Raw genomic sequence first — 17,413 nt, forward strand, 5'->3', positions numbered from 1 at the left:
AGATAAAAAAGCAGGGTTTTTAAAACCCTGCTTTTTTAGTGTCAGTTTATGTTCAGTTAATATCCAGTACCGGCATGGTTTTCACCAAATCATCTACTGCCTTAACCTGTGCCAAAAATGGTTCAAGCATCGCTAATGGCAAAGCGCTGGGACCATCACAGAGAGCTTTGTCTGGGTCTGGATGCGCTTCAAGAAACAAACCAGCCAGACGGGTGGCCATACCGGCCAAAGCCAAATCCAGTACCTGACTGCGACGCCCGCCTGAAGCGGCTGCATCTGCCTGACGTTGCTGCAAGGCATGGGTTACATCGAAAATAATCGGCAAATCAGCACAAACTTTTTTCATTACGCCAAAGCCCAGCATATCAACCACCAGATTATCGTAACCAAAGCTACTGCCACGTTCGCACAGAATAAGTTGTTTATTGCCGGCTTCATAGAATTTTTCCACAATATTTTTCATCTGATGCGGGCTTAAAAATTGCGGTTTCTTGATATTAATCACTTTACCAGTTTGTGCCAGCGCCACCACCAGATCAGTCTGTCGGGCTAAAAATGCAGGTAACTGCAACACATCAACCACCTCGGCCACCGGCGCAGCCTGAAAAGGTTCATGAACATCAGTAATCACCGGTACATCAAATTCCTGCTTCACCGCCGTAAAAATCTTCATTCCCTCTTCCAGACCCACACCACGATATGAGTGAATTGAAGAACGGTTGGCCTTATCAAATGATGCCTTAAACACCAGTGGAATACTCAGTTTACGTGTTACCTCTACATAATGTGCACAGGTACGCAAAGTCAAATCCAGATTTTCCAGTACATTCAGGCCACCAAACAACACCAGCGGCAAATGATTAGCTACTTCAATATTGCCTACACGAATAATCTTGGTCACAATCAATCCTCAGTAAGGTTGCGGCTCATGGACATCAATGCCCAGACCACCACAAAACCAGCATTCTACAAAATAGTCAGCCCAGCGTCCAAACCGGCATGACTCTGATAACCATTAACCATATCAAACCTTTTAATACAAATTTACAGATATATTTTACTCTAATCTGCAAATAGCACCGTTTCAGATATAGGTTTAGCAACTATTTTCGCGCTACAATAACAAAATAACTTTGCCACACCCACTTGACATAAATTTTATCCTTTTAAAAGTAACAACTTTATAACCATTCAGGATCAATCTTGGCATACTTCACGCAGAAACGCTTGCACTGGTTGCTATTGAGCATGTTACTGTCTTCCCTTACCTCACTGGTATGGGCAGCCAGCCTGCCAGCGGATAGTGATGATGTAGATGACGATATTCCACCACCTAAAACCGGATTGCTGCACAGACTGCTGCATGGCCGGGAACATCGTGAAGAAAGAAAACCCCAGCCACCTAAAACGCCGCGGGTTCCTGTCATCATTGATATAGATAATGCAACCCTGCACAAACTGATTAATGACCATTTGCCACTGATTACTCAACAGCTAATTGAAGATCTGGATGACGAACAGGTCAGCTTTCTGGCCGAAGAAGCGCCGGAACAGACACAAACCATGCTTGAAACTGAAGGCTATTTCAATGCCAGAGTAAATGTGGAGAAACAGGCCAATGGTTACATTGTCCATATTGAAACTGGTCCTCGTACCCACATTGAAAATGTGGATGTTTCCCTTACCGGCAATGTTACTGCTGATGACAGTTTGACCAATTACTACAAAAGCGCCATTGACAACTGGGTGCTGCCAGTAGGTGACCCATTTACCCAGAGTAACTGGTCGGCAAGTAAATCATCTGTACTTACCGCCATAGTGCGCAAAAAATATCCGCTGGCAACCATCAGTGCCAGCCGAGCCACCATTGACCCGCAAAGAAATCAGGCCGAACTGTCGCTCACGGTAGACAGCAAACAGCCTGTCTATTTTGGTGATATTCAGGTTAGCGGTAATGAGCGTTATCCTGTTTCCATTGTTACCGGCATGGCCAGCTTCAGCCCGGGTTCGCCCTATGATCTGGACAAATTGCTCGACTATCAGCAGGCACTGGAGCAGGATAGTCATTATGGCAACGCTGTTGTCAGCGCAGACTTTGACCATATGCAAAACGACCATGTGCCAGTGCTGGTAAAAGTAAGCGAAATGCAGCGCCAGAAACTCACCTTTGGTTTACGCTACGATACCAAAAATGGCCCCGGTTTCCGCGGTGGCTATGACCACTATAATGTTTTTCATAAAGGCTTTGTTGGTTCTACCCTGCTCGATACCGACCGCTACGAAACCACTTTCGGCATCGGCCTGAGCCAGCCACGTAATAACCGCGGCCACTACTGGACCAGCAATCTCAACTATACCTACTCTACTGTACAACACCTTCAAAGCCGCGCCTTATCCAGCGGCTTCTGGAAAGTACGCGACCGTGACGAAATTGACTCCCGTGTTGGCGTTGAGTATGTTACCGAAAGCAGCAAAATTGAAAACGGCCCCGACCTCGGACACAGCTACGCCACCATGCTTACTGCCTCGTGGAAACGGCAAAATATCGAAACTCAGCTGCGTCCGGCCAATGGCTATTATCTGGAAGGTAAAATCGGCACCACCATGGGTAAACTGCTGTCATCAGCATCCATGCAGCGGGTAACTGCCAGTGGCGGCTACTATTTCACACCAGAAAACAAAAAATACGGCACTTGGGTATTACGCAGCCAGATTGGCTATGTACATACCGGTGATACAGTCAATGTACCTTCCATCCTGATGTTTCGCGCCGGTGGTGCCAACAGCGTACGCGGCTATGAAATGGACAGCATCGGTATCAACAGCTCACAAAACTCGGTTTTACCCAACCGTACACTGGCTGTAGCCAGTGTGGAATACCAGATTCCGGTGTATAAAGATGTTGCACTGGCACTGTTTCACGATGCCGGTTCTGTCTCAAAAAACTTCAGTGACATGCAATGGCGTCATGGTAGCGGTTTCGGCGTACGCTGGTTTAGCCCTGTGGCTCCATTTGCATTTGACATTGCCTATGGCCATCATGATAAAAAATGGCGCTGGTCTATCAGTTTGGGAACCAAATTCTAATGGCTGAAACCACACTCAATTCAGGCGAATCATCAGCCACCACTACTGCACCCGTACCGCCACGCAAACCACTCTGGAAACACTGGCTGAAAGCCAGCCTGTATTTTCTGCTTGGTTTACTCATCATGATTATCGCCATATTATGCTGGCTGGCTGGTACCGAATCAGGTCTGCGTTTCAGCGTTCACACCATCCCAAAATGGTTTGGCGTGCATATCAGTACGGACAAGCTAACAGGCACCATCTGGCGTGGTTTTGCCGGCACCGATATTCGCGTCAGCCACCGCGATTTTGACTTATCCATTGCTAAAATTCAGTTCAACTGGAACAACCGCGAACTATGGCAACGACGCTTTCACGTACAGCTACTGGACATAGGTAAAATCAACTACATCAACCACAGCGTACCCCAATCCAAGCACAAACCTGTTTCCACCTTGCCCAACAGCATCAGTCTGCCACTACAGATTAATATTGATAAGCTTCAGCTTGGCGGCTTTACCCTTGGCAAAAATCAAACGCCGATTATACTCGCCAGTCAGGCCAGCTATATTTATGATCATCGCAAACACCAGCTTGTCCTCAATGAGCTGAATACCCCGTGGCAAAACCTTCAGGGCACAGTAAGCATCGCTACCCAGACGCCGTTTGCCCTGAGCGGACAACTTGACGGCAACGGTACTCTTGATAAAACCGCAGTTGAAAGTGCAGCCCTCATCAAGGGCAGCCTGCAACAGCCCGACCTCTTTGCCCGTCTGGATGGTGGCAATATCCACTTTCGTACCCATGCCATCCTCAAACCCTATGCCCTGCAACTAAATCACAAAATCGTCAGCATCAACCTGCAAAGCCGCCACATTAATCCGGCAGCTTTCAGCAGCAGCCTACCTTTTGCCGACCTTAATCTCAACCTGGACCTGAATCTGGCGCCAGTCAATGACAGCAAAAACCAGCTTACAGGCCACATCAAACTCGGCAATGAACAACCCCGTGCCTATAATGGTTCCAAAACCACTGGACTACCTATTCGCAGCATCGATGGCGACATCAACATCGACAGTAATGGCAAACTGATATTACCTGCCCTGACCACACGCCTGCTGCAACAGGGACAAATCATCACCCGCGGCAGTGTAGACAACGCAGCCAGACAGCTCGACATCAACAGTGAACTGTTACGCATCTACGCCAGTGATGCGCTCACCACACCGCTGTCTGGCTCACTCAATGGCCATATTCGCGTTTTCGGCAGCTTTAATGGCTTAACCACTCAATGGCTGCTGGCCAGCGAAAAAGGCAATAGCGACGGTGCCATCCAGATTATTACCGATGAACAAAAACATCAGCAAACCCTGATACTCGACAAATTAAACCTGACACCAAATGGCGGCGGCAGCTTCAATGCCAAGGGCAGTCTGGCACTGTATCAGAACAAAGCTTTGCAACTTATCATCAACAGCAACAACTTCAATCCTGCCAGAGTCAATGCCAGCTTTCCCAGCGGCAGCATTAACGGCCACATTAAAATTAACGGCCAGCTGGCACAACAACCAGCCATTCAGGCAGACATGCTATGGCATAACAGCATACTTTCCGGTGCAGCCCTTTCAGGCAAAGCCACTATCCGTTACCGCAATCAGCATCTGGAACAGGCCAACATCAACCTTATTGCCGGCCAAAACCGGATTTTCACCAATGGCAGCTTCGGCAAAGCCAGCGACAAGCTTAATCTCGACATCAATGCACCCAATCTGGGACTATTCGGCTTTGGCCTGAAAGGCCTGCTCAACACCAAAGGCTTTATCGCCGGCGAACCGAAAAAAATCACGGCCAATTTAAACGGCGCAGCACGCAACCTGCAAATCGGTCAGCTACTCAACATCAATCAGCTGGATTTCAAAATCATTGGTTCTCCAGACATCAATCAGCCCCTGCTGGTAAACATGATTGCCGACCACATCGACATCGCCGGCAGTGACGGCAGCAAACCCACCGTAATCAACAACACCGACATCAAAATCAACGGCCGCGGCAGCCAGCATCAGTTACAGGGCAGCAGCAACTTGTCTCTGGATGGGAAACCCTATCATCTGAATATCAACGCTCATGGCGGTCTGGACAAAAACTACCAGTGGCGTGGACGAGTTAACGCTCTGGATATCAGCGGCGTCCTCAATCTGAAACTGCTCAACCCCATCCAGCTCGAAGCCGGAACCCAGCGCGTGAACATGCAGAATGCACATTGGGCAGCACTGGGTGGCAACCTTAACCTGAGCAATCTCAACTGGGACAAAAACAAAGGCCTGACTACCCGGGGGACAGCCAGCAATCTGGCCTTGCGCGAACTGCACAACGTCATCGAATTACCCGTCGAACAGAATCTGGTCATAGGTGGCGACTGGAACTTCAGCTATAGCCATAATATGCAAGGCTATCTGAAACTCTATCAACAGGGCGGCGACATCACCCTGCCCCAGCACCAGCAAAAACTTGGCTTACAAAACGTACGGCTGGATACCCAGTTTCAGAATGGGCATATCAATAACCACCTGAACGGCCTTACCCGTTATGGCACTACCGATGCCATACTGATTATTACCCCTAACAGCAATGGCAAAATCAGCACCGCGCCCATCAGCGGACACATTAAAATCGACAGCCCCGACCTCAGCACCGCCCGTAACCTGCTGCCCATCGGCATGCAGCTTAAAGGCAATATGCATGCAGATGCCACCATCAGCGGCCACCTGAATGAACCCCTGCTCAATGGCAACCTCATCGGCGACAACCTTTATTACCGCGATCAGGCCAACGGTACCATCCTCGAAAACGGCAGCCTCCGAAGCCATTTTCAGGGACGGCGCTGGCTAATTGACAGCCTCAGCTTTGCCCGCCGCGATGGCACCATCAAACTCAACGGCGTTGTTGACATGACCAAACTCACGCCTGATATCAACGTTACCGCCCACCTTGACCACTACAACATCTTCGACCAGGTAAACCGCCGCCTCACCCTCAGCGGTGACGCCCAACTACTTTACACCATTGCCCATGGCATCGTTTTAAGTGGCAAACTCAAAGTAGATAAAGGCCTCTTTGGCATGCAGAAATCCGGTATGCCCCAACTGGACGACGATGTTGTCGTACTCGGTCGCGAAAAAACAGCCAAACAGCAGCGTGCTACCCCAATCCGCCTCAACCTTGATTTAGACATGAATGACGCCTTCCGCTTCAGCGGCGAAGGCATTGATGTCCTGCTTGGCGGTCAGCTTACCGCCACCGCCAACCCTGGCAGCACCATCCAGATTGTCGGTACCGTAAACGTCGTTCGCGGCCAGTACAAAGCTTATGGACAGTATCTGGTCATTCAGCATGGCAGCACCATCTCCTTTGTCGGCCCGATGGACAATCCCAACCTGAAAATCCGTGCCAAACGCCGTTATTCACAGGTAGGCGCCGGCGTTGAAGCACTGGGTCGCCTCGACAGCCCGCGCATTAACCTTATAGCCAACGAGCCCATGAGCGAAAAAGACAAACTGTCATGGCTGATACTGAACCGCCCCAGCAGCGGCAGTGCCGGCGACGAAGCAGCCATTGCTGCCGCCGCCAGTGCCTGGCTGGCCGGTGGCCTGAACGACAAACTCGGCCTGCTCGACGAAATCGGCCTCACCAGCCAGCAAACCCGCAATAGCCAGACTGGTGAAATGAATCCGGCAGAACAGGCCATTACCATCGGCAAGCATCTGTCCAACAACCTGTATGTCAGCTATCTGTATGGTATTGAAAGTGCCACCCAGACAGTTAGCATTACCTACCAGATCAGCCGCGCCCTGCAAAGCATCATACATGTGGGTACCGAATCAGCTGGTGGTGAAATCCGTTATACCCGCCGTTTTGATTAAAGCACATCACCAATCAGAGTTTTCAGAGTGTAGAACCAGCATAATTTTTTAACATGGGCACAAGCACTCTGAAAACTTTATAACTGGCTTAATCTGTTCGGGGCTGATTAATTAAATTAAGATAAATAAATAATCTATACCCATACTGGCTACTTAATTCTCTATAACATCCAAGCAAATTAAAACTCCAGAATCTTTTTTGCATATACTGCACATCTGGCTTTATTATTTTACCCAGCATTAGGTATATTTAATTATCATAACAATACAGATATCAGCAATTTACAGACTTACAGCCGAATTTACTGATAAAAATAATAAAATTTATAATCATCAGCACAAACAAAACCAAAAACAGCGCCAATATTGGCAACAAGTCAACATTGTTTATAATAAATTCTCACCCAGAATAGCAGATAACAAAGACAATCGAATACACAAAAATAATTTAATCGTATATCTATTCGATTTTTTTATCCTTATCATCTTTTTAATATAAGATTAAAATTCGAATTATTTTATTAAGCAACTGACAGCAATGTAAGCTAAACAATTATTTTCGACCAAAGCATTGCAATGCAATATGGATGCTATTTTTAGCGTAAATTTAAAGTTATTTTAATTTTATCGAATCAAAATCACGCCGCTAGTAAATGCCGAATAATTATCCATAAGTAATATAAAACCATCACCAATACCTGACAGTTTTTTCAAAACTGGCATAATTTTACTAGCATTGCGCGTACCCGGCTGATATTGCTGTCCAAAAGCACAGTTCCAGCAGGTATGCCAGCTACATACCTGCTCCTATATACATCAGCAAATCAATTACTGACGCTAATCCAAAAAATTATTTACGCTGGTTATCCAGCGCCAAACAGCCGCCACCTGCAACAGACAGATACAGAAAAATAAAGCAGTATAATACCGCCATCTCTCCCTTATTCAATTGTGGCATAAGCAAAGTATGGATACCGGCAGACGGCATATGAATAAACAGGTACGCCACTGCCATCTGGCCGCAGAGAATAAAAGCCGTAGGCCGCACAAACAGACCAAGCAACAATAAAACACCACCAATTAACTCCAACACACCTGCCGCGCCCATCATCGAGAATAGCGGCACCGCACCATGTCCATCAGTCATGGATAGCGGCCATTGCCAGAATTTCGCCGTGGCATGCTGAATATACAAAAACCCTGTAACCATACGCAGTAAACCTAGTGCATAGCCGGCATCCTCAGCATGAATTTTTTGTATAGAAATCATGGTAATTCCTTCTCTTTGTTCATAAATAAAGAAAACGAACGGCAGTGTATTGAATTTACCATTGAGAAACGATATCATTTTTATAGAATAATTATTTCCTGTAAAGAAAAATAAATGGACACATTACAAAGCATGTGGGTTTTCCGTAATGTAGTAGAATTAGGCAGCTTTACCAAAGCAGCTGAATTCATGGATATTTCCACTGCAATGGCCAGCAAGCACCTGCATCATCTGGAAAAAAGCATACAGGCAAAACTGCTCAACCGCACCAGCCGCCGCATCAGCCTTACCGAAGCCGGGCAGGAATACTATCACCGCTGTGTAGAAGCACTTGATACGCTTACCGAAGCCAAACACATTGCTCAGGCTGGTACAATCAAACCACAGGGTTTGCTTAAAATTACCGCCCCCAACTGGTGTGCCTCACGTCATTTTGGCGAACTGATGGCCGAATACCGACAGCAATATCCGAATGTAAGTTTATCCATCTACCTCGACAGCCGGCGTACGGATTTAGTGGCCGAAGGAATCGATCTGGCTCTGCGCGTTACCAATCATCCCGAACCAAACCTGATTGTCAAACCCATTACCAAAATTGATTTTTTATGGGTAGCCAGCCCGCAATATCTGCACCAGCACGGTATACCGCACACCATCGCCGATCTGAAACAGCACTATGGCCTGTTACCACAGTATGTCCATCTTGATTTACCCCTTATCCCTGCTTGCACCAGCAACAGCGCCCTGCTATTACACCAGATGGCACTCAACCATATGGGACTGGCCTACCTGCCCGAGTGGATGATAAAAGGAGATATCGAACACCAGCGTTTACAAGCTGTTGACCACTTCGCCTGTCCCCAAAGCCATACTCTGTATGCCGCCTATATGAACCGCGAATTTCTCAGTGCCAAAGTACGCAGCTTTATCGACTTTCTGGCCATGAAATTTGCAACCGACCAAAACCACTAAAATTCAACCAAACAGCCCTAGGAGAAACTGCATGCTCAACCACGCCAACGCCATCAGCTTTTTACAGCAACTGTTTCATTACACCGTCAAAGAAGCCAGCCCGATTAATAAAATGAGCGCGTGGCTGCCAGCACAAAAGCCCTGTGGACGGGTAGTTGTCGTAGGCGCAGGCAAAGCAGCAGCAGCCATGGCCGCTGAATGGGAAAGAATCTGGCCACACGATTATCCGCCACTATCCGGCGTAGTTGTGACCCGTTACGGCCACAGCGTACCCACAAAGCATATCAAAGTACTGGAAGCCAGCCATCCCCTGCCGGATTCTGCCGGACAGGCAGCCGCTCAGGCTTTACTCAATGCGGTAAGCGGGTTAAATGCAGATGATCAGGTATATTATCTGGTATCAGGCGGTGCCTCAGCCCTGACTACCCTGCCGGTAGCGGGTATTACACTGGCCGATAAACAATATATTAACCGCCAGCTGCTCAGCCACGGCGTCCCCATAGAAGCCATGAATACCCTGCGCAAACATCTGTCGCGCATCAAGGGCGGCCGGCTGGCAGAAGCTGCTGCGCCAGCACATATCACCACACTGGCCATCTCCGATGTAGTCGGCGACGATATCAGCACCATTGGTTCCGGCGCCGCAGTAGCTGATCCAACCACACTGGCCGACATTGAACATATCGTAAACCAGTATCAGCTCAACCTGCCTGCCAGTGTAGCCACCTATTTGCACACAGCCGAAGCAGAAACGCCTAAAAAACTGCCTAACAGCAGCGCACATATCATCATTACCCCGCATCAGGCTTTCAGCGCCGCGCAAAACTGGGCACAAAATCAAAATATCGATGTACTTTATCTGGGCGACCGTATTGGTGGCGAAGCACGGGAAGTTGCTCAGGTTATGGCCGGAATTGCCCTGTTTCAGCGTCATCAGCGCCAGAACAGCAAACCACTGTTAATTCTCAGCGGCGGAGAAACCACCGTTACTCTGAACCAGCAACAGGGATGTGGCGGCCGTAACAGCGAATTTCTGCTGGCACTGGCTATTGCCCTGAATGGTGTCGATAACATCTACGCCCTGGCTGCAGACACCGACGGCATTGATGGCAGCGAAGACAACGCCGGCGCATGGCTTACCCCAGACAGCCTGCTCAAAGCACAGCAGGCCGGACTATGCGCTACTACCATGCTCCAGCAACACCGTGCTTACGACTTCTTTGCCTCAACAGAACAACTACTGCTGACCACCCCCACCCGCACCAATATCAACGATTTTCGTGCCATACTGGTGCTATAACAGAACTGAATACAACAGAAATTAGCCTGCTCAGACTTAATTCATAAACAATTAATATAAATCATATATTTATATATACAACTGCCAATATAAATAATTCCGTATTTACAAGGATGCCTAACAATTATGAAAAAATAACGTTCTTATTCATATTATTTCTTTTAGCGGCATGTGCTCAAAAGATTACTTTTAGTTGTGATAATTTGCCTACTACTATTGCAGGAATAGCCATATTATGCCGAACTTAAAATCTTTACTGGAGCAAGTAAGGCAAGATTGATATCTGCCGCTATGAATCTTCCTATATTAATCGTTGCAGGTATGCATAAAGGTGATTTAGTTGATTATAATCATATAATTATTAAATGATATTTATAAATTTATAGAAATAGTTTTCTGAAAATATTATAGATAACTTAATAGAAATTTATATTGTCTGTTGGTACTATAAACAAATTTTTTGCAATGTAAATTTGAACTTTATATCCCATATATCTGACCTGAAATTTGTGGTTAGATTTTCAATATCATCTCCATCTTGACTATATGATTTATTTTAATAAATGCCAAATCAATTAACAATTTAATGTTAACTTAAAAGATATTATCTAACTGAATTGATTCTGTTTACTTTTTTATTTTCCCATTTATTTGATAGCCATTCTATTTCTTGATGATAGGTGAAAACTTCTTTTCTTCTGCGAATCTCTGCTACTATGGGTGCAACAGCTTCCCAGATTTTTAGCAAATTTGTACAAATATATTCTTTATAGATTTTCTCATCAAAAGCTTTTCTACGGATACCTAAAGCAGTAAATTCAAGTCGATTCAATACGTATCGTATATTATTTAATTGTTCATGCACAGTATCAATAAATTCAGCATAATTAACCAAACAAACATCATTATTAATTAATTTGCTGATACTTGCATATTTTCCTTATAAACTTTGTCTTGTTCCGTAGCAATGATTAAATCAATAGTAGTTCGTCTACGCTCCCTTTTCCCATTTAAATAAATAACATAAACAGCAGTAATCGCAGATAAAATTACTGCTCCTGTTTGCACCCAGAAGCCATACGATTCGCCAAGTATTAAATTGGCCTGCTTTGTAATTTCAATTTCCATCCCAACCTTCAAAATAAATTCTTTTCATCAATTCAATCCTTTATGGCTGGCATAATTCGTTTTCAAAATAAATAAACTTACCATTTACATAAGACATTATTATCAAAAAGTTACCAATAATCAATAATTATTTATATAGTTTAGCATATGGTTACTCCGATTATTACTGTATCAACAACAGCCTGTTTACTATTATATCTAGATCGCAGCCAGCACACTCATATCCAGATCGAAATTTTCTATTTATTTACTTAAACTTATCTTCAAGCAGATAACATAAAATCTGAGTATTTGAAGTAGTTCACTGTTCAATAAGTTCCATTGATAAATTTATCTATAGAGACGATATTTATTCTTTTTAAAATTATCAATTCAGCATTTTATACCTATCTCAAAACAGTTTCTTCTGCGAATGCATAAATCATTATTAATAGTATAGCTATTTTCAATAACAATACTGAAACAGGAAATATGCTATGACTAAATTATCACCACAATTGGCAGACGGTGCCGCCACTCTTCTGCTCAATGCTCAGGCTATAGGTATTATTCGCAATCCAGATTTATCGGTAGCAGAAAAAGCCAGACTGATTAGCCCAGAAGACCTTGCACTGCTGCTACACTGCTGCGAATCAGAAGATTATATTTTACAGGAACTAATGCAAATACTGGGCAAGCTGTTAATAGAACGTGAAAATCTGGGTGGCATGGCTACGGTGAGTATGACAGAAATGCTGAGTTTTTCTGGCAGTTTGAATACACTGATAGGAGGATTGTGGTACTGTATGGCCGAAATCAGGCAACAGGCACTTGCTATCAGCCTATATCATGCGAGCACCATAAAACAATAATGCTTTGAGGCTAAAAAGCAGCCAGTGTATCCGTTCGACAGATATACTGGCTTTTTTGCCACATACCGGCGTGATTCACAACTATTTATGCAGCTATGTTCCGAGTATTACAGGGTTAGCTCCATCTGGATATTCACTCGCTTAAATGAGCTGGGATGGTCGGTGATTTCTTTAAAGCCAGCTTTCTGGTACAGATGAATGGCCGGTTTCAGGCTGGTATGGCTTTCTATATACAGTTTTTTCGCGCCCTGCTCTCGCGCTTTGGCTATCACGGCCTCTATTAGCTGTGAACCAATGTGCTTGCCCTGAGCTTCTGGCGCTACAGCCAGTTTGGCCAGTTCAAAATCGTAGGGATCACCATCCAGTTTTACCAGCGCGCATACGCCTACGGGCTTTCCATTATCCAGTGCAACCAGTATGTAGCCACCTTTTTCAATAATGGCCTGTCTGGGATTATCGAGTAACTGATAATCGCGGTCATCCATTTCAAAGTATTTGGCTATCCATGCTGCATTTAAATCCCGAAAAGCAGACTGATAGCGGTCGTTATAATCGACAATCTGCATTTTTTCTGTTGCGCTCATGCTGCATCCTTTACATGAAATTGAGTATCGGCCAGCCATGGCGGCGCGCATATTGCGCCAGTTTTTCATCAGGATTAACGGCCACTGGGTCGGTTACTTCCTTCAGCAGTGGCAGATCATTGTGCGAATCACTGTAGAAATACACTTTGGCAAAATCGCTCAGCTGCTGCCCGCGCTGTACCAGCCATTGTTGCAGGCGGGTAACTTTGCCCTCTTTAAAGCTGGGTGTGCCAATATAGCGTCCGGTGTAATTACCTGCTGCATCCGTTTCTAACTGTACGCCGATAATATTCTGAATACCAAATGTTTTTGCAATCGGAGCGATAATAAATTCATTGGTAGCGGATAACAGCAACATTTCATCACCGGCATCACGATGCCCCTGTACCAGCATTTTTGCCATGGTAGAAATATGCGGCACGATAAAGTCGCGCATGTATTCGGTATGCATTTCATCCAGTTCAGCACGGCTGAAACGTGCCAGTGGAGCGAGCTGAAATTGCAGAAATTCATCTATATCCAGGCAGCCATTGAGATAATCCTGATAGAATTTGTCGTTTTTCATATCGACAAATGATTTGTCTACCAATCCTTTTTGCAGCAGATATTTCGGCCATTCATTATCCGAATCACAGTTAATCAGGGTGTTATCAAGGTCAAAAATAGCCAGATTCATGCATGTTCCTGTTGTTTGAGTAGCTGGCGCAGTAATGTGAGGGTGATGCGCCGTCCCTGCGCCAGTGAGTAGTCATTCAGGGTATTGAGCATCAGAAGCAGGCTGTCCAGATCGCGCCGCCAGTGAGCAAGCAGGTAGCGGATAACTTCGGCATCCACAGGTATCTGCCGCGCATGTGCCATGCCTACCAGAGCATTGAATTTTTCATCATCGCTTAATGGCTTGATTTCGTACACCAGACAAAAGGCCATGCGTGTACGTAAATCTTCACGAATCATGAGCTGCTGGGGCGGGATGGCTGAGCTCAGGAGTAAGTTACCACGACGGCTGTTACGAAAATGGTTGAAGAGAGAAAATAGTTGCTGCTGCTCGGTGGCACTAAGTAATTCAATCTGGTCTACGGCAACGCAATCGAGATCAAACAGCCAGTAGCCAAGGCCTTCTCTGGCGGCATCAACATATTCAGCTTTCAACCCGCGCGACTGTGCTTGTGCCACCCATGCTTTGAGCAAATGGCTTTTACCGCTGCCGGCCTCTCCCCAGACAAAAATAAATGGGTCGGCCTGCTGTTGTAATACGTAAATCAATTCTGCATTGGTATGGCCAAGAAATTTATCAAATCCGGGATAGCTGCGATCATCAAAGTCAAATATCAGTTGGTTCACTACGGTAGACCAGTTTGAAAAGGTAGTGCGGCCTTTGATTGTACGCTGTCTGCTTTGTTTATTTCAAGCAGCACAATGGAGTAATTCTGCTGAGGAATAAGGATTTTATGTCTGCCAGTACTGTTTGGACAGATACACAGAAATATTCATTCAGTCGGCACGGCGGCAAACACTTGTGTCCATAGCTGCTTCACCACCTGATAATGCGCCAGTAAAGTGGCGTCTATGGGGGTAGTGACGGCATCACGCAGGCGGGTATTATGCTGTTGCTGACGATAATAGCGGTAGGCAGCGCGGCCGCCTTCGGCCAGACTGCTGTCTACCAGTCCCAGTTCGGCTGCGATGCTGAGCAGGGCGATATTGCCATAATTCTGTAATAATTGCGGGTACTGATGTGCATAGGCCAGTATCAGATACTGCACGATGAATTCGACATCCACGACGCCACCCCGGGCATATTTCACATTGCTGTCTACGGGTGGATGAGTAGGAAACATTTTTTCGCGCATGGCAATGATTTCAGTGCGCAACTCATCTGTATCACGCTGACGGCACAGGATTTCGTCCCGCACCGCATCAAAGCGGGTACCCACTGTACTGTCTCCGCCAATAAAGCGCGCCCTGGTTAAGGCCTGATGCTCCCATATCCACGCACTTTCGCGTTGATAGCGTTCAAATGCCTGTATATGGGTAACAGTAAAACCTGAATCGCCGTTCGGACGCAGGCGTAAATCAATATCATAGAGCATACCGGCACCAGTAGGTACGGTAAGCCAGCTAGTCAGACGGCGTGCCAGACGGGTATAGATATCGATAGCATCCGGATGATCATCGGCAAATACATAAACCAGATCCAAATCAGAGGTATAGCCTAGCTCTTTGCCACCCAGTTTGCCATAGCCAATCACGGCAAAATGAGGAGTATCGGTGTGCCGGCGTGGCAATTGTGCCCACACTCTTGCCAATGCGGTTTCAATGATTAAATCGGCCAGAGCAGAAAGCTGGTCAGACAATGCTTCCACCGTCCACAAACCTGCCAAATCCTGCACGGCCAGACGGAAAGTCCACGCATGCTGAAACCGGCGCAAAACATCCATTTGTGTTTCAACATCCCCATGGCAGTCATCAAGTACGCGTACCAGTTCCTGTGCATGTGCTGCCCAGTCGGTATCTATGCGCATTAATTCATTGCTGAGCAGTTCATCCAATAACACCGGATGCTGTTGTAAATAGGTAGCCACCCAGCTACTCTGGCTCATCAGTCCGGCCAGTTTTTCCAGCGCTTCCGGATGCTCATGCATAAAGGCCAGATAGGAGCTGCGCCGGCCTATGGCTTCGAGAAAATCCAGTAAGCGAGTTAATGTGGTGTCGGGCTGGGCATATTTGGCCGCCACACTAAGCACAGATGGTATCATTTCATCAAAACGCTGTTGCGCTGCGGGCGATAACTGTCGGTACTGACTACCATGATGTAGCTGTTGCAGACGCGGCAATACCTTTTTAGCATCAAATCCATACGTTGCCAGTAGGGCTGTTTTTTCTTCGCAGTCGCTTTCATCCTGCCATACGCGTACCATATCCGGGTTTTGTGGCTTGGCTTTATCATCCGGATCAATAAATATGGCATTAAAAATCTGGTTTACAGCCTCTCTGTGCTGATTCAGTGCAGCCAGATAATCGGCATAATTGCCATAACCCATACTCTGTGCCAGCATTTGCTGTTGTTCTGCGCCTGTGGGCAGCATCTGGGTTTGCTGGTCATCCCAGTATTGTAAGCGGTGCTCGGTATCACGCAGAAAATGGTAGGCTTGCAGCAATGTATCCACGTTATCCTGTGTCAGCATGCCTTGCTGTAGCAGTGTTTGCAGGGTTTCCTGTGTACCTTTCAGTTGCAGGCTGCGTACTTGTCCGCCACGTATCAACTGGAAAATCTGTGCGACAAATTCCACTTCGCGGATGCCACCAGCGCCAAGTTTGATATTATCGGCCATGCCCTTACGGGTAACTTCGCGCTGAATCTGCTGATGCAGGCTGCGCATAGCATCGTAGGCATTAAAATCCAAATATTTACGATACACAAACGGCCGCACCAGTGTCGCTATATTATTCGGATAATCAGTAATCAGACGCGCTTTTGTCCATGCATAACGCTCCCATTCCCGTCCGTGCTGAATCAGATACTGTTCCAGTGCCGTTTCATTAATCACCAGCGCTCCGGCATCACCATCAGGCCGCAGACGCATGTCAACACGAAAAACCTGCCCGTCGCCAGTAATATCATTTAATAAAGCAATGATTTTCTGACCAACTTTGGTAAAAAATTCCTGATTGCTTTTCTGTCGTTTGCCATTAGTGTCACCGGCTTCGGGAAAAACAAAAATCAAATCAATATCAGAAGAAACATTCAGTTCATAACCACCCATTTTGCCCATACCCACTACACTGAGGCGCTGAGGCGTGGCACTGTGATAACCAATCGGTTCGCCATATAGGCCAGCATAATAGGCATGCACATACTGCTCGGCAACATTAATGGCAAAATCAGCCAGATGGGTAATGGTGGTGGTAACTTCAGCCAGGTCACTCACACGTGCCAAATCCCGCGCCATGATATGTGCCATCACATAACGACGAAGTAGGCGTAACTGCCGTGCCAGTTCGGCTTCATTTTCACTAACCTGTAATTGCCTCCAATCAGCAAAATCATGAAAATCATCTGCTGTCAGACGCCGTTGCAGCCATGGATACAGCTTGTCCTGATCAAGTAAATGATTATCCAGTAAACGACTAAGAAATAGTGAATATGGGCGGGCAGCGGCGAGAATTTGTGAGGGAGTCATGATGCTATCAATAAGAAAATTAACGCATAGTTACATCATACCGTCTGGTTCTAGTGCTGTGAACTGGCAGCCAAAATACAATCGTTTTCTGGCTAACCACGCAACACTGGTCAGCGCCAGTTAATTAGGTAAAAATAA

The 17,413-nt window shown here is 46.2% G+C and carries 13 protein-coding genes; 5 read left to right on the forward strand and 8 right to left on the reverse strand.

Translation table 11 applies throughout. The features are described 5' to 3' along the window. Positions 1-52: 52 nt before the first annotated feature. Positions 53-892 (reverse strand): 3-deoxy-8-phosphooctulonate synthase, encoded by an 840-nt coding sequence (kdsA, locus tag BGI33_RS10010; RefSeq protein WP_100091074.1) that lies wholly within the window; start codon positions 890-892, stop codon positions 53-55. 311 nt (positions 893-1,203) lie between these two features. Here kdsA and BGI33_RS10015 point away from each other — a divergent pair, with 311 nt between their 5' ends. Both BGI33_RS10015 and BGI33_RS10020 read left to right on the forward strand, forming a co-directional pair. Next, positions 1,204-3,087, forward strand: a complete 1,884-nt coding sequence (locus BGI33_RS10015) for an autotransporter assembly complex protein TamA (protein ID WP_257379385.1) — start codon at positions 1,204-1,206, stop codon at positions 3,085-3,087. Beyond that, complete coding sequence (locus BGI33_RS10020; protein WP_180297077.1) at positions 3,087-6,989, forward strand: translocation/assembly module TamB domain-containing protein; 3,903 nt, start codon at positions 3,087-3,089, stop codon at positions 6,987-6,989. The genes BGI33_RS10015 and BGI33_RS10020 overlap by 1 nt, the downstream gene beginning before the upstream one ends. A gap of 850 nt (positions 6,990-7,839) precedes the next feature. Here BGI33_RS10020 and BGI33_RS10025 read toward each other — a convergent pair. Next, positions 7,840-8,259 (reverse strand): DoxX family protein, encoded by a 420-nt coding sequence (locus BGI33_RS10025; protein ID WP_100091075.1) that lies wholly within the window; start codon positions 8,257-8,259, stop codon positions 7,840-7,842. A 114-nt stretch (positions 8,260-8,373) separates the two neighbouring features. On the opposite strand from BGI33_RS10025, the gene BGI33_RS10030 reads away from it, so the two are divergent. Next, positions 8,374-9,231: a LysR family transcriptional regulator gene (locus BGI33_RS10030; RefSeq protein ID WP_100091038.1), complete on the forward strand. Its 858-nt coding sequence runs from the start codon at positions 8,374-8,376 to the stop codon at positions 9,229-9,231. 31 nt (positions 9,232-9,262) lie between these two features. Continuing rightward, positions 9,263-10,531 carry a glycerate kinase type-2 family protein gene (locus BGI33_RS10035; RefSeq protein WP_100091039.1) on the forward strand — a complete coding sequence of 423 codons (1,269 nt, stop codon included), beginning with the start codon at positions 9,263-9,265 and terminating at the stop codon, positions 10,529-10,531. 604 nt (positions 10,532-11,135) lie between these two features. On the opposite strand, the gene BGI33_RS10040 is transcribed toward BGI33_RS10035, so the two are convergent. Both BGI33_RS10040 and BGI33_RS10045 read right to left on the reverse strand, forming a co-directional pair. Next, complete coding sequence (locus tag BGI33_RS10040; RefSeq protein WP_180297078.1) at positions 11,136-11,426, reverse strand: DUF4760 domain-containing protein; 291 nt, start codon at positions 11,424-11,426, stop codon at positions 11,136-11,138. Between the two features lie 17 nt (positions 11,427-11,443). After that, positions 11,444-11,659 carry a hypothetical protein gene (locus tag BGI33_RS10045; protein WP_100091041.1) on the reverse strand — a complete coding sequence of 72 codons (216 nt, stop codon included), beginning with the start codon at positions 11,657-11,659 and terminating at the stop codon, positions 11,444-11,446. Between the two features lie 476 nt (positions 11,660-12,135). Here BGI33_RS10045 and BGI33_RS10050 point away from each other — a divergent pair, with 476 nt between their 5' ends. After that, complete coding sequence (locus BGI33_RS10050; protein ID WP_100091042.1) at positions 12,136-12,510, forward strand: hypothetical protein; 375 nt, start codon at positions 12,136-12,138, stop codon at positions 12,508-12,510. 107 nt (positions 12,511-12,617) lie between these two features. Here BGI33_RS10050 and BGI33_RS10055 read toward each other — a convergent pair whose 3' ends face one another. The 4 genes from BGI33_RS10055 to glnE all read right to left on the reverse strand — a co-directional run bounded on the left by BGI33_RS10055 (position 12,618) and on the right by glnE (position 17,275). Continuing rightward, positions 12,618-13,094 carry a GNAT family N-acetyltransferase gene (locus BGI33_RS10055; RefSeq protein WP_180297079.1) on the reverse strand — a complete coding sequence of 159 codons (477 nt, stop codon included), beginning with the start codon at positions 13,092-13,094 and terminating at the stop codon, positions 12,618-12,620. Between the two features lie 10 nt (positions 13,095-13,104). Further along, positions 13,105-13,770, reverse strand: coding sequence for an HAD family hydrolase (locus BGI33_RS10060; RefSeq protein ID WP_100091044.1), 666 nt, complete (start codon positions 13,768-13,770; stop codon positions 13,105-13,107). Next, entirely contained in the window at positions 13,767-14,435 is a 669-nt protein-coding gene (gene hda, locus BGI33_RS10065) for a DnaA regulatory inactivator Hda (RefSeq protein WP_100091045.1), read from the reverse strand. Before hda ends, BGI33_RS10060 begins: the two co-directional genes overlap by 4 nt. 146 nt (positions 14,436-14,581) lie before the next feature. Continuing rightward, positions 14,582-17,275 carry a bifunctional [glutamate--ammonia ligase]-adenylyl-L-tyrosine phosphorylase/[glutamate--ammonia-ligase] adenylyltransferase gene (gene glnE / locus BGI33_RS10070; protein WP_100091046.1) on the reverse strand — a complete coding sequence of 898 codons (2,694 nt, stop codon included), beginning with the start codon at positions 17,273-17,275 and terminating at the stop codon, positions 14,582-14,584. Positions 17,276-17,413: the final 138 nt, after the last annotated feature.

Origin of the sequence: Snodgrassella alvi (assembly GCF_002777425.1) — a bacterium.
GTDB classification, from domain to species: Bacteria; Pseudomonadota; Gammaproteobacteria; order Burkholderiales; family Neisseriaceae; genus Snodgrassella; species Snodgrassella alvi_B.